Source organism: Aerococcus sp. L_32 (assembly GCF_050689315.1).
Window position 1 is genome coordinate 1 of record NZ_JBOEQF010000051.1, and the last position, 13,719, is coordinate 13,719.

Sequence of the window (13,719 nt, forward strand, 5' to 3'; positions counted from 1 at the left end):
AACGAAAAAAAATCACTTATCATAGATTTCTTATTTAGCATATTGTTGGATTGATTCCTCGAGTAAGCCTAAGTAGCGTTTGGCAATTGAAGACAGCTGGTGACGGTTAGCGGTTAGGTAACCTAGTTCAATCACCTCGTCTGACTCAAGAGGAATTGCTAATATATCCGGACTGTTCAAGTCATCATTGATGATCCCTGAAGAAATAGTATAGCCATCTAGACCGATTAGTAGATTAAATAAAGTTGCTCGGTCAGAAACAATAATCCGTTTTGGGACAGGAATATCCGCTAAAATCTCTTCCCAATAGTAGAAAGAGTTGTGGGTACCTTGTTCATAAGATAAACGAGGATAAGCGGTTAAGTCATCTAAACTAATCGTCGCTTGTTTCGCTAAAGGATGACCTTTATCAATAAATACATGTGGTGCAGTTTTAAACAATGGCGTAAAAGTCAGTTGCTTCTCTTGAAAAGCCCCTTCTAATACCTTCTGATTATAATTAGACCGGTAAATAACGCCTACCTCAGAGATAAAATTAGCAACATCATCTAACACCTCAAATGTTCGTTCTTCTTTTAATGTTGCCTCATACTGGTCTGCATCCATCTCTCTTAGTAACTTCACGAAAGCATCCACTACAAAGGCATAATGCTGTCCAGACACAGAAAATATCCGGTTCGCTTGGTCCCCTTCCTTATAGCGGTGATTCATCAAGTCAATCTGCTCCAAGACCTGCCGTGCATACTGGAGGAATTCCTCCCCTTGCACCGTCAGAACCGTCCCCTTAGCCGTCCGCTGAAACAAAGTTACCCCCATCTCAGACTCCAAATTGGCTATGGCTTTCGACAAAGACGGCTGGGCAATAAACAAGTCCTTGGCCGCCTGCGTCATATTCCCCACTTCAACAACCTTCATAAAATACTGCAAATCTTCAATCCGCATACGCTCACTCCTTGCCATAGTTTCAAGCTATGAAAACCGACATATAATAGTTATTTGTAATTATTATGCCAGACCCATATACTCATAACAAGTTCAAAAATATTTATCGAAAAAGGAGAACATTATTATGACACAAACACAAACTTCAAAGCGATTCCTTACAGTTGGTTCATTCTTACGTCCAGAAGACTTATTAGCCTACAAACGTCAAATCGAGGAACGCGACGATATCCAATATCCATTCTACCAAGATTTCGACAACTACGAAAAAGTAGAAGACGAAGCAGTTGCTGATATCGTAAAAAAAGAAATCGAATTAGACTTCCCAGAAATTACAGATGGCGAATACTCTAAATCATTATGGCATCTAGACTTCGTTTGGGGCTTTGACGGCGTACGTCGTTTCATTGCTGATCAAGGTTATATCTTCGTTGACCATGACCATGAGCATGCATTCGAAACGCGTAAAGATATCGGTATTGAAATCTTCAAACCATTATCAGGAAAAAATCATCCCTTCATCGACCACTACAAACGTTTAGTAGCCTTAAATGATTCAGATGCTGATGTGAAAGTTTGTATCCCTTCACCAGGTCATATGTATGTTGATTTAGGTTTAAACCTACAAACATACAACGAGGTATACAAATCACAAGCTGAATTACGAGAAGGTTTAATCAAGGCCTACAAAGAATTTTTAGATGAATATGTACAAGAAGGCGGTAAAGTCCTCCAATTAGATGACTGTTTATGGACTATCCATGCAGAGGATGCATCAAATTCACCATTTAGAAATGAAGATGGTAGTTGGGACGTTGAGGCAGCTAAAGCCAGTGCAGAAGCTTATGTAGCTGTAAACAACGCTGTAATCGACTACGGTCATGAATTAGGCTTAAAAGTATATACCCACAACTGTCGTGGTAACTACGCTTCTAGACACCTAGGTGACGGTTCGTATGAGAAAATTGCTCATTATTTCTTGAAAAACCAACGTTACGACCGTTTCTACTTAGAGTGGGACGACGAGCGTGCTGGTTCAATCGACGCATTAGAAGCTTTTAAAGACAACGACCAAGTAGAAGTTGTATTAGGTTTACTATCATCAAAAACAGCTGACTTAGACGATGAAGAACGCGCCCTAAACGGCTTAGAAGAAGCTAGCAAATATGTATCAAAAGATCGATTATACCTATCCCACCAATGTGGCTTTGCCTCATGTGACGGTGGTAACGAATTAACACACGAAAACCAATGGGACAAAATCAAACAAGGACAAGCAATCGCATTCAAATACTTTGGTGAATAATCCCTAATCAAAAAACTATCATCCTTCGAAAGAGGTTGGCTCCCCACGCCAACCTCTTTTTTAATCTCTTTATTCTTGTATCAGCAATCATTTCTATCAATCCGAGAAGTTAAAGTTAAGCCTTTGAGCTTTACTTTGTTGCAGCCCTGGCCTATTAAGGGCATAAATATTCATATACTGACGCATATCAGAATGTTCGGGGTAACCCCCTTACAGTCTGAATGGTCAGGCAAGTTCTCACACCTTGGATGAGATCGGTCCCAAGGATTTTAAGGCAATGATAGAGAAAGCGGAAGCCTACGGATTTTTGTAATAAATAAAAAAGTAGAATCCAAAAAATAGGATTCTACTTAGATAGCAATTCAATATTTAAGCCCCTTGCATATTGTATAGTACAAAGAAAGCCATAAAGAAGATTAATAGCACAACCGCGAGGACACCGAAGACGATGTAGATACGCTTCTGCTCTTTTTTGTACATATAATTACTGGTAATCAGTAGCAAAAGAGCTGCTACGAAAAATACCCAAATCATCTATTCACCAAACTTTCTCTCTATTTATTTGTGGCAATCTCCTGTCTTCTTTAAGCCAGTTTCGCTGAATAGTCAATAATAGCGTCAACTGTGTCGTTTAAGAAGGCTATGGTATTTTCTAATGGTTCACCACTTGTAATATCCACTCCTGCTACTTTTGCAGCTTCAACCGGGTTAATCCGCCCCAATTTCAAGAAGTCAATCCATTTTTCAATGGCTTGATCATCTTCACCTGAACGGATATTCAAGTAGGCTTGTGTAGCAATCGTTAAGCCTGCTGAATAAGTATAAGAATATAAGCCCATGTAGTAATGTGGTTGACGCATCCAAGTTAATTCAGCACCCGGATTAATCTCTACAGCATCACCCCAGAAAGCTTCTAATACCCCTTTTTTCAAGTCAGAAAGGGTTTCGGCTGTGAAGGCTTCACCCTTGTCAATTAGTCGGTAAACTTCACGTTGGTAGGCCGCTTCTAACAAGTGTGTAATGAAGTTATGGAAATATGTGTTGGTTAGCATATTGGCTAAGGCAAAGCGTTGGGTACGGTCGTCTTCACCATTGGCTTGTAAATAGCCAGTTAATAGTAACTCATTGAAAGTTGACGGCGCTTCAATCACATACAAGCTGGGTTCACTTGAAATAAACAAGTTATTGGCTTCAGCTCGGCTCATTTGCCCTGCATGACCCAATTCATGAATCAAGGTATAGACATCAGACAATTGTTCTGTCCAGCTCATTAAGATATATGGATGAACACCGGCAGCGATGGTTGCAAATCCACCAGTTGATTTACCCACATTTTGGGCGTAATCTACCCAGCGGTCAGTGAAGGCTGGCGCGATTTCGTTAAAGTAGTCCTCGCCCATGATAGCTGTGGCTTCTTTAACGTAGGCTTCTGATTCTTCAAATGAAACAGATTTTGAAAAAGTCGGATCCAAACCAATCTTTAAGTCTGCATAAGTCATTTTATCTAAGCCGCGTACTTCTTTAACGTGGTTGATATATTTACGCATAACGGGTGCCAATTTCTCCATGATGACATCGATTTGACGGTCATATAGGTCACGATTAACATCTTGACTAAAGAGTAAGTAGTCAATCACTGATTCATAGCCACGGATGTTAGCTTGAGCTTTTTCCTGCAAGACGTGGCCATAATAAGTTGTTGCAAAGGTATTTTGGTATTTTGCTAATTCTTTTGAGAAAGCATCAAAGGCTGCCCGACGAACGGCTGTATCCTCTTCAAACATATATTTATCTTCATATAAAACAAAGCTTAAAGGGTAAGTAGTACCATCTACTTCAAAATCAGGAAAAGTTAAATCGGCTAATTTAGCGTTGTTATACACTTCATAATTTTGATCATGTGCTTGTTCGAATTGGAATAGTACATCTTCCACTTTAGCCCCCAAATATATCGCTTGTTGACGTTCAACTTCAGCAATATAGTCTGCTGTTTCTGGAGCAATGGCCTTTACTTTTTCCAGTTCAGTTGCTGATTTTTCTAGTAATGCATTTTGGAAAAATAGCATCGCTTCTTGAACATTTTTGCTCGCTGCCGATACCTTATGTAATTTCAATGCTGCTTGTGAATTTGTACGGTCGGCTTCAACCGCTAAAAAGGTATAGTGCATCAATTGTGACCCTAAAACTTGCACGTCAGAAGCCGCTAAAACTGCATTAGCAATATCGCTCGTGTCACTTAATTTACCTTCATAATTTTCCTTGAAAGCTTGTCCTAGATCTTTAAATTCAGCCAATTTCGCTTCAAAAGTTGCTTCATCTTCAAAAATTTGGCTGAGGTCCCAAGTGGTTGCTACATCTACTTGGTCGCGGGTTGGGAATGTATTCTCTGTTGTCATCCGGCATATCCTTCTTTCCTATCTTAATGGTAATTTTCTTAAATAAGTTTACCACTAAAACCCCAAAAGTTACCAGAAATAGGTTGCCTATCTTTCTTCTCAAGTGTCTTTCTTTGGATTTTTAAAATATTAGGTTCATAATAATAAGTGACGAAATGATACCACCGCTAATTTTTAAGGAGGAATTTTCAATATGTCAATTAATCAAGCACAATTAGAACGCATGTCAAATGCCCCTGGATTTATCGCTGCCCTAGACCAATCAGGTGGTTCAACACCAAAAGCCCTATTAGCCTATGGCGTAGCCGAAGATACCTACAGCAATGAAGACGAAATGTTTGCGAAAGTTCATGAAATGCGGACGCGAATCATGACCAGTCCAGCTTTTACTAGCAAAAAAATTCTAGCTGCTATCCTATTTGAAAATACCATGGACCGCCAAGTAGACGGTAAATACACCGCAGAATACTTAGCAGACAAAGGGATCGTACCCTTCCTTAAAATTGATAAAGGACTTGCCGAAGAAGCCAATGGCGTACAATTAATGAAAGATATGCCAGAACTTGACGACCTATTAGCACGTGCAAATGACCGCGGTATTTTCGGTACTAAGGAACGGTCTAATATTCTCGCATTTAACCCTGTAGGCATCAAAGAAGTTGTCGACCAACAGTTTGAAGTCGCTAAACAAGTTATTGATGCAGGTTTAGTACCGATTATTGAACCTGAAGTGAATATCAAGGCTGAAGACAAAGCAGCCATCGAAGAATTATTAGCTGAAGAAATCAGATTACACTTAGATCAATTAGGAGAAAATGACTTAGTCATGTTGAAGCTGACAATCCCTACTGTACCAGATACTTATCGTGAATTAGCCAGTCACCCTAACGTTGTTCGTGTAGTGGCCTTATCAGGTGGTTATACCCGTGAAGAAGCCAATGAACTATTGGCGGAAAACCACGACATGATTGCGTCATTCTCACGTGCCCTCGCGTCCGATTTACGAGCAAGCCAAGCAGATGACGAATTCAATGACTTACTAGCCAGTGCTATTGATACCATTTACGACGCATCCGTTAACAAGAGATAAACTATTTTAATATACATCATGCTCAGGGGATTTTAGTCCTCTGAGCTTTTTTATAGCAAAAAACACGATAAGTCGAACGCGTCTTCCTTACCGTGCTTGATGATGATCGCTATTTAGGGTTTTAAATTCACTAATGCTTCATAAGTCACTGGTGTTTCTTCATAACCATCCACTTCAAAGCCATTTAAATTCAAGAATTCTTTCATGAAGGTATCCCAAGCTGTGAAATCTGTATTGAAGTTATCTTGGTTGATTTGTTCAATTAAAACCTTGGCTTCAGCTTGTACTTCTGGATCTAATTCCCATGAATCCGGACGCAAACGGCCCTCGTCATCATACTCTGGCTTATCACCAAACAACATGTCACGGAAAATCCGGTCAATATGCATAATTGGCGTTTCATGTTGGCCGCGTGTTTCCATTACCTTATACAATCCCAGACAATAAACTGGGAAGAATGGAATAACTGATGAAGCTTTAGTTGTTACAGCAGTTGCTACAACGACAGTCGCTTTTCCGTTGATATCTTTTAAGTCTTTATTGATTAAAGCGGCAGCATTGTCACAGTCCGCTTTAGCGCGACCTAAAGTTCCCTTATTGTAGTATGACTCGTTTAATTCAGCCCCCAAATAAGAATAAACGACAGTCTCAACGCCTTCAGCTAGCACGTCCGCTTCCTGTAAGGCATTCATCCACATCCGCCAGTCTTCTCCACCCATAACCTTTACGGTATCCTCAATTTCGGCTTCTGAGGCCGGTTCAAGCACTTGTTCATAGAAGGTTTCCTTTTGTAGGTTGACGTTTGGTCCCACAACTTCTTGGCCGATTGATTTGATCACTGAATTGTAAGTTTCCCCTGTATTTGGGTCTGTACGGCGTCCTGAAGCTAATGAATAGACCACAAAGTCCACTTTTCCGCCGAATTCATTCTTGATGAAGTCAATCACTTGGTCCTTCGCTTCGTTAGAGAAGGCATCTGCCATAATATTTTTCGCGATTAGCCCCTCAGCCTCTGCTGCTTGGCGGAAAAAGATATTATTATACCAGCCTGGCTTACCAAGGTTTTTCTCAGATCGTGGTCCCCCACCGTGGGAAACTGAAATCGTATCTGCCCCCGCACCAAAAGCCAGGTTAATCCGACTAGCCAATCCATAAGAAGATGAGCCCCCTAATACCAAAACTTTCTTCGGCCCTTCAAAGGTCCCTTGGTCTTTAACATATTGAATTTGATTGTTTACTTCTTGCTTCAACCCCATCGGATTCACACCAACAAGGACATTTCCACGCATTTTCGCCTTAAATTCTAAAGTCATATAAGTCTCCTAATATTTACTAATTTCTCAATTTTTTGATAATTCACTTTTTAATTATATAGTTAAGGAAACTAGTAGTAAAGTTTTACATGATTATATCAAAAATCAAAGCTTTAATGAAAATTTTTTTGAAAGCAAAAAGGACTGCGGTTTTACCCTGCAATCCTCTCTTGTCATATGCGTATTTTCATTACTTAATGGCCGTTTTTCAACCCTAGAAACATATTATATCCTAGAAATCGTCATCATCCAGGTCATCTACACGTAAATTCAACAAGTTCATGCATTCTTCCACATCTTCAACGTCCATTTGCCCAGGAGCAGACGACATACCTTCTATAGTGGCAAAGCTAGCCGTTGATTTGAAGATTTCCCCGGCAATTCGGGTAATCTTACCTAAACGGCCCATCGACATGGTAATCAAGGGTTGGTCGATTAATGTGGACGCTTGGTGGGTCGCGTTCATCAAAGCCAATACCTCCGCTTCATCGTGGGGCATGACGGCCATTTTCACAATATCCGCCTCTGACTGACCCATCTTTTGTAGGCGCTTGACTATATCATTTTCCAAAGGGGTTTTCACAAAATCATGGTAGGAAACGATGACTTTGACTTGGTGTTTGTGGGCGTAAGGAATCAGGTTGTCTAAGATGTCCTGGCCTCGCTCAAACTCGATATCAATAGCGTCGACAGCCTTGGCTTGGATTAAATACCGGTACATTTCAACATACTGGCTCTTGCCAATAGCTGACTCCCCGCCCTCGCTCAAGGTTCTAAAGGTGGCAAGTAAGGGTTTTTGAATAGAGGTTTTCACCCGTTTACTCAATTCAACCAACTCTTCCAGCTCGTCGAAATCGTCAAAGTAATCAATCCGCCATTCCACCATATCGCCTGGTTGACGGCGGTAGAAATTGGCACAGTTAATAATATCTACCGTATTATCCTCGGCCAAGGGAATAATAATTTTTGGTCTATCCTCCCCGAACTTCAAGGAAGCAATTTTTACACTCTTCATGTTGGACTCCTTCTGACATCAAGGCAAAATAAATAACTCGATACAATTTGATATGTATATTGTATCGAGTTTTTGCCTTTTAAGCTATATAAAATTTGTGACCAAAGATTAAAGAACTTATTCTTCATTCATATCATCAAATTTGTCGACCATTCCTAAAAGTCTTCATCTGAATTTGTATCTAAGCTCATACTTGCATCCACAGGAGTACTTAAACCAACTTTATAGTCGCTATAAGCCTGCGAAACCTGCCGGCGGCCCTCTAGCCCTAGGTAATAAACCTCCGATAAATACAAGCCATGTGCGGCTGCTGTGGGCCCTGCTTCATTCCGGTCTTCGGCTGCGATCAACCGTTTCATCTCGTCAACTGGTCTTAACCCATCCCCAATTTGAAGCGTTGTGCCCACCAAAATCCGGACCATATTGTACAAGAACCCTGACCCTTCAAAGACAAAGGTCAAGGTTTCTGCATCCGGGTCAGCCGTCACTTCGGCCCGGTAAATTTCTCGGACAAAGTTGGTTTTATCCGTTTTAGTCGAACAGAAGGACTTAAAATCATGAACGCCGATAATGTCCTTTAAGGCCTCCTGCATACGCTTAATATCCGTCCGGTAGGGATGGTGGTACATATACTGTCTAGTAAATGGTGACGGAAACTTGGACGTATCTACCTTGTAAATATACTTCTTACCGTTAGTATGAAAACGGGCGTGGAAATCATCTTCCACCCGTTCAACCTTAGTGATTCGAATAGCATCATCAAGGATTGAATTCATTGCCCTTAAGACCGCTTCCTCACCAATTTCCGCTGGATAGTCAAAATGAATGACTTGGCCAAGGGCATGAACACCTGAATCGGTCCGGCCTGACCCAACAACAGGAATCGTCTGTCCTTTTGACATGAGCTTTAAGGCTTTTTCAAGGGCTTCTTGTACAGTGTGGCCATTTGGTTGCACCTGGAAGCCGACAAATGGTGTTCCATCGTATTGCAAGGTTACTTTAAATCTAGGCAAAATGCGCCCTCCTTCTACTAGTGGCTATAAGATAATCATGACAACGGTCAAAACCGCAAGACAGATACTGGCAAGGGTATCTAGTTTGCCCCAATGCAATTGACGGTACTTGGTCCGGCCTTCACCACCCTTGTAACCACGCGCTTCCATGGCAGTGGCTAGGTCGTAAGCTCGGTTAAAGGCAGAAATAAACAAGGGAATTAGGACTGGAATAAAGGCTTTTACCCGCTCAAGGATATTCCCTTCTGAAAAGTCTACACCACGTGCCCGCTGTGCATTCATGATCTTATCTGCCTCTTCTAGTAGGGTCGGGACAAATCGCAAGGCAATCGATAACATTAAGGCAATCTCATGGACTGGCAAAATGTTACGAACAGGCTTCAACAAGGCTTCCATGGCATCGGTAATAGCCAGGGGTTGAGTAGTCAAAGTCAAAATCGTCGATAGGAAAATAATCAATAGGAAGCGGACAAAAATATAGGCCGCATTGGATAAACCACCAGTTGTTAAGGCTAGTGGACCAAATGACCACAGGACGTCCCCAGTATGCGTAAAGAGGATTTGTAGGGCTACCGTAAAAATGATAATAGCAATCATGGGTTTTAAACCACGTAAAAATATCCCTAAAGAAATCCCAGTTAAAAAGACCAAACTCGTAACCACTGCAATCATGACGATATTGGTCGTGACATCAGTTGCCGCAAACACCAGCAACATCATGACAATCAAGCCCACCAATTTCACCCTTGGGTCCAGTTTGTGCATCAAGGAATTACCGGGAATGTACCGGCCAATAATCAATTTATCTTTCATCTATAATTGGCCCCCTTCCCCTGTAATAAATCCGCTTAACTTGTCGTCGTCATTTTGCCCGGTTGCTAAAGCCAATTTATCAACAATTAAGTCAGCTAAAGCATCCACCGTTAATGGGACGTCAGTCGCTGTGTCCCATAACTGGCGGTCTAATCTACCTTGTAGATTAAAGGCAAAATCAGCTGCGTCCGGTAAAGCCAATTGGTGGCTGGCTAACCAAGCAGGGTCCGCAAAGATGTCAGCTGGCGTCCCTTCTTTCACACAAGTCCCACCATCCATCACAATCACGTGGTTGGCATATGCTGCCACATCTTCCATTTGATGGGTCACTAAAACAATCGTCAACCCTTGGTCTCGGTACAAGCGGTCGAACATTGACATCATTTCCATCCGACCTTTTGGATCCAGTCCAGCAGTTGGCTCATCTAATACCAGTACTTCCGGTTTCATGGCAATCACCCCAGCAATGGCTACCCTGCGCATTTGCCCACCAGATAACTCAAAAGGTGACCGCTCAAATAAAGTCGGGGCAATCCCCACTGCTGCTAAAGCCGCTTCAGCTTTCTCGCGGGCTGTCGCTTCACCGTCACCAAAATTCATAGGACCGAACATGACATCTTTAATAACAGTTTCTTCAAATAGTTGACCTTCAGGAAATTGGAAGACCATCCCTACTCGTTGGCGGATTTTCTTCAAGTCTTTTGGCTTAGAGTCAGCTGATACAACCGTCTCACCAATCCGTACTTGGCCTACAGTTGGTTGTACCAAGGCGTTAAGGTGTTGGGTAATGGTCGACTTTCCTGACCCTGTATGGCCAATAATCGCCGTATATGACCCATCTGGAATCGTCACGTTAATATCATGCAAGGCTACACTGGCGAACGGTGTCCCAGCACCGTAAGTAAAGCCTACTTGTTCAAATGCGATTTGCATAACCATTCACCCAACCCTTCTTCATCAAAATATGCATCCGGCACAGCCACACCGCGTTTAGCAAGAGCGCTTTTTAGTTGCTCAGAAAAAGGCACATCCAAACCAATCTCAGTTAAATCATTCCCGTAAGTAAAGATTTCAGCTGGCGTCCCCTCTTTAATAATTTGCCCTTCTTTAAAGACAAGCATCCGGTCAGCTTCCGCCGCCTCGTTTAAATCATGGGTAATCGAAATCACAGTCAGGGCATTATCTTGTTTGATATCCGCCACGACTGCCATCAATTCGTCACGCCCTTCAGGATCTAACATTGAAGTCGATTCATCTAAAATAATGATTTTCGGTGCCACAGCAATCACACCCGCAATAGCTACTCGTTGTTTTTGACCACCTGATAAGGCTGCGGGTTCCCTGTCGCGATAGTCCCACATTTTAACCCGTTTCAAGGCAGACTCAACACGGGCATGCATCTCATCAACCGGCATACCCATATTTTCCAAGGCAAAAGCCACATCCTCTTCAACCGTTGCCCCAACAAATTGGTTGTCTGGATTTTGAAAGACTAGCCCCACTTGACTACGGATATCCCATAAGGTCTCCATAGAAAGGACCTTATCGTCCACCTGAATGATTCCTGACTTGGCTTCTAGTAAGCCCACTAATAATTTTGAAAAGGTCGATTTCCCCGACCCATTATGGCCAATAATTGCTAGCCATTCACCTTCATAGATAGTCGTTGATAGGCCATCTATAGCTAATTTCTCGTCTGATTGACTATATTGAAAAGACAAATCTTGAACCTGAATAATCGGTTTCGCCATCTTGTTCCCTCGCTCACTTAATATATTTAAGAAAAAAACTCCTCCAACGTTACTTGGAAGAGTTTGTCAAAGAAGCCCAAGTCCAGCTAGACTTGCATCGCCGTCTCGTTCATCCTGCTATACGCTTCTTCCATCCTGACTGTAACAGTCGGTACTAGAATTCCACTAGTTCAATCACCTGATTTACCTGGTAATTCGCGGACTTTACCGCCGATCGGGACTCGCACCCTGCCCTGAAGACATTTCATTTGTTTTTCACTTAGTTTAGTCTACACAAATCCACCAGTAAAAGCAATGATTAGATGTCAAGACACCTTGTTTATGCCTTTGTACCATCCCCAAGATCATTAGCATGAATCACCATTTCCGTATAAGGATAATCACCGATAATTTGAGATACCGGACAACGTTCTTCTGCCTCATAGACAATAGCTTCCGCCTGATCACGTGGTAAATCGAGATAGACATCTACTTTAAAATCAAAATAAGTAATGGTCGTTTCCTGGTTTAATTTATAATCCACTTGAACGACCACTTCACTGGTCATACCCTTGATACCGTGTCGGTCTAAAGCAATTTCGATGGTCGCATTCAAACACGTAGCCCATGATAAGGCAATCAATTGTTCTGGGTTCGTCCCAGGCTCATTCGCTTTCAAAGGACTTGACGTTTGAACCCGCAGCTCATTCTCCCCTTCAACCCAGGCCGTTCCCTTAAGTCCTTGATCATTATGCACCCGTGTCGTATACAACAATTTATCCTCAGCCATATGCGCATTGCCTCCATCCTCTTGATAACGCTCTAATATGGGTCATTATACCCTTAATTTCCAACACAAAAAAGGCAATTGCACTCAAATCCGCAATTGCCTTTTCACCGAATGATTCATTTATATATGGAAATTTTATTGTTTCAAGGTTACGTACATACCGTTGGTGATAAACTGCAACCACACTTGGCCTCCGTCTGGATTAAAGTGGACCCCGTCTTGGCTCAACCAAGTGGACGCTTCTTCGTGGTTGCTGTAGAATTCATGCCAATCCAGTAAATATACTGAATCACTATCGTCACTAGCTGCTTCAGCTAAAGTCTTGTTGACATCAGATGCCCAAGGACGGTCGACATGGGTATTGACTAGGAAAATGGTTTTATCCCGGCCAATCTCATCTAAGAAGTCAGACAATTGAGCTGACGTAAAGCCACCATTCGCACCTAGGTCAACCAAAACGACATCTTTTAGCATACCCTGTGCTTCTAAGCTAGCTGGATAGCCAATTAAGGTATATAACTGTCGACCAACCGCCGCATCAACAATAGCATTAGGATACAAGGTGTACAAACCCTCTGATTCGCCCACCATGAGGGAGTCACCAATAAAGGTTACCGGTAATTGATAGGCAAAGCGGGCTTGTTCATCTGGAATCCCTTCATAAAATCCTAGCGACGCCTCACTTAAACTGTCTTTATAAGTTGACAGACTAGCGTCAGCTTGCTTCTCTTGCTCAGCCCTTTGTTTATTCAGTTCTTCAATCTTCTTGGCTTGTTCAGCAGCTTGCTGCTCCTCTACCGTCACATTGTCAGCCGGTTTAGACACCGCCACCGCACTCACGCCTCCTAGGAAAACGAGGGCAAATGCAATGAATAAAATGCGGGTCAACCAGGGTGCCGGCTCTTTAAACAAGTTACGAACCTTAGTAAAAAGATGGACGGGTTGGTTGTTACGCACTTCATTGAAAACCGGCACCGGCCATCTTTTTTCCTCTAGTAAGGCATAAGATAAACACGACAGGATAATAATCAAAATGACTTGTGGCCAAATACTATTTGTAAACCGATTCTGGCTGGTTGGTACCATATGGAACAGCACATTGATTGGGTAATACCATAAATACATATGGAATGTACGTTGACCTAACCACCGCAAGGGTTTAAATTTCAATAGGAAACCAATCCAAGAGCCTTCATAAGTCAACAAGGCAATCATTATAGCAGCTAATAAATCAAAGCCAAACATTCCACCATAGTAAGTGAACGTCGCTGCATCAAGCATGTGGAGCATCCCATAAGTGAGTATAGCCAG

Annotated in this window: 12 protein-coding genes, 1 pseudogene and 1 riboswitch; of the genes and pseudogenes, 2 read left to right on the top strand and 11 right to left on the bottom strand. The window is 42.1% G+C overall.

The window, feature by feature from the left end; genetic code table 11:
- Window positions 1-30 precede the first annotated feature (30 nt).
- Window positions 31-942: a LysR family transcriptional regulator gene (locus ACRCJ0_RS05245; protein ID WP_431389716.1), complete on the bottom strand. Its 912-nt coding sequence runs from the start codon at window positions 940-942 to the stop codon at window positions 31-33.
- 127 nt (window positions 943-1,069) lie between these two features.
- Here ACRCJ0_RS05245 and ACRCJ0_RS05250 point away from each other — a divergent pair, with 127 nt between their 5' ends.
- Complete coding sequence (locus ACRCJ0_RS05250; RefSeq protein ID WP_431389717.1) at window positions 1,070-2,248, top strand: 5-methyltetrahydropteroyltriglutamate--homocysteine methyltransferase; 1,179 nt, start codon at window positions 1,070-1,072, stop codon at window positions 2,246-2,248.
- 369 nt (window positions 2,249-2,617) lie between these two features.
- Here ACRCJ0_RS05250 and ACRCJ0_RS05255 read toward each other — a convergent pair whose 3' ends face one another.
- A complete protein-coding gene (locus tag ACRCJ0_RS05255; RefSeq protein ID WP_111856611.1) occupies window positions 2,618-2,782 on the bottom strand; it encodes a preprotein translocase in 165 nt (54 codons plus the stop codon).
- A 50-nt stretch (window positions 2,783-2,832) separates the two neighbouring features.
- Entirely contained in the window at window positions 2,833-4,644 is a 1,812-nt protein-coding gene (gene pepF, locus ACRCJ0_RS05260; protein WP_431389718.1) for an oligoendopeptidase F, read from the bottom strand.
- A 193-nt stretch (window positions 4,645-4,837) separates the two neighbouring features.
- On the opposite strand from pepF, the gene ACRCJ0_RS05265 reads away from it, so the two are divergent.
- The gene (locus ACRCJ0_RS05265) at window positions 4,838-5,734 is read left to right on the top strand and encodes a fructose bisphosphate aldolase (protein WP_431389719.1); all 897 of its coding nucleotides are present in this window, start codon (window positions 4,838-4,840) and stop codon (window positions 5,732-5,734) included.
- Between the two features lie 113 nt (window positions 5,735-5,847).
- On the opposite strand, the gene fabV is transcribed toward ACRCJ0_RS05265, so the two are convergent.
- From fabV to ACRCJ0_RS05305, 8 genes and pseudogenes are all read right to left on the bottom strand, one after another.
- Window positions 5,848-7,047: an enoyl-ACP reductase FabV gene (gene fabV / locus ACRCJ0_RS05270; protein ID WP_431389720.1), complete on the bottom strand. Its 1,200-nt coding sequence runs from the start codon at window positions 7,045-7,047 to the stop codon at window positions 5,848-5,850.
- A gap of 232 nt (window positions 7,048-7,279) precedes the next feature.
- Window positions 7,280-8,062 carry a type I 3-dehydroquinate dehydratase gene (gene aroD / locus ACRCJ0_RS05275; RefSeq protein WP_431389721.1) on the bottom strand — a complete coding sequence of 261 codons (783 nt, stop codon included), beginning with the start codon at window positions 8,060-8,062 and terminating at the stop codon, window positions 7,280-7,282.
- Between the two features lie 155 nt (window positions 8,063-8,217).
- On the bottom strand, window positions 8,218-9,075 hold the full coding sequence (gene truA / locus ACRCJ0_RS05280; protein WP_431389722.1) for a tRNA pseudouridine(38-40) synthase TruA: 858 nt from the start codon (window positions 9,073-9,075) through the stop codon (window positions 8,218-8,220).
- A gap of 24 nt (window positions 9,076-9,099) precedes the next feature.
- A complete protein-coding gene (locus tag ACRCJ0_RS05285; RefSeq protein WP_048727713.1) occupies window positions 9,100-9,888 on the bottom strand; it encodes an energy-coupling factor transporter transmembrane component T family protein in 789 nt (262 codons plus the stop codon).
- Window positions 9,889-10,821 (bottom strand): energy-coupling factor ABC transporter ATP-binding protein, encoded by a 933-nt coding sequence (locus ACRCJ0_RS05290; RefSeq protein WP_431389725.1) that lies wholly within the window; start codon window positions 10,819-10,821, stop codon window positions 9,889-9,891.
- The gene (locus ACRCJ0_RS05295) at window positions 10,797-11,639 is read right to left on the bottom strand and encodes an energy-coupling factor ABC transporter ATP-binding protein (protein ID WP_431389723.1); all 843 of its coding nucleotides are present in this window, start codon (window positions 11,637-11,639) and stop codon (window positions 10,797-10,799) included. The genes ACRCJ0_RS05290 and ACRCJ0_RS05295 overlap by 25 nt, the downstream gene beginning before the upstream one ends.
- Window positions 11,640-11,758: 119 nt before the next feature.
- Window positions 11,759-11,884: riboswitch (FMN riboswitch) on the bottom strand.
- Window positions 11,885-11,958: 74 nt separating this feature from the next.
- Window positions 11,959-12,408 (bottom strand): OsmC family protein, encoded by a 450-nt coding sequence (locus ACRCJ0_RS05300; RefSeq protein ID WP_431389724.1) that lies wholly within the window; start codon window positions 12,406-12,408, stop codon window positions 11,959-11,961.
- A gap of 135 nt (window positions 12,409-12,543) precedes the next feature.
- Window positions 12,544-13,719 (bottom strand): annotated as a pseudogene (locus ACRCJ0_RS05305) (acyltransferase family protein); the annotation flags it as partial.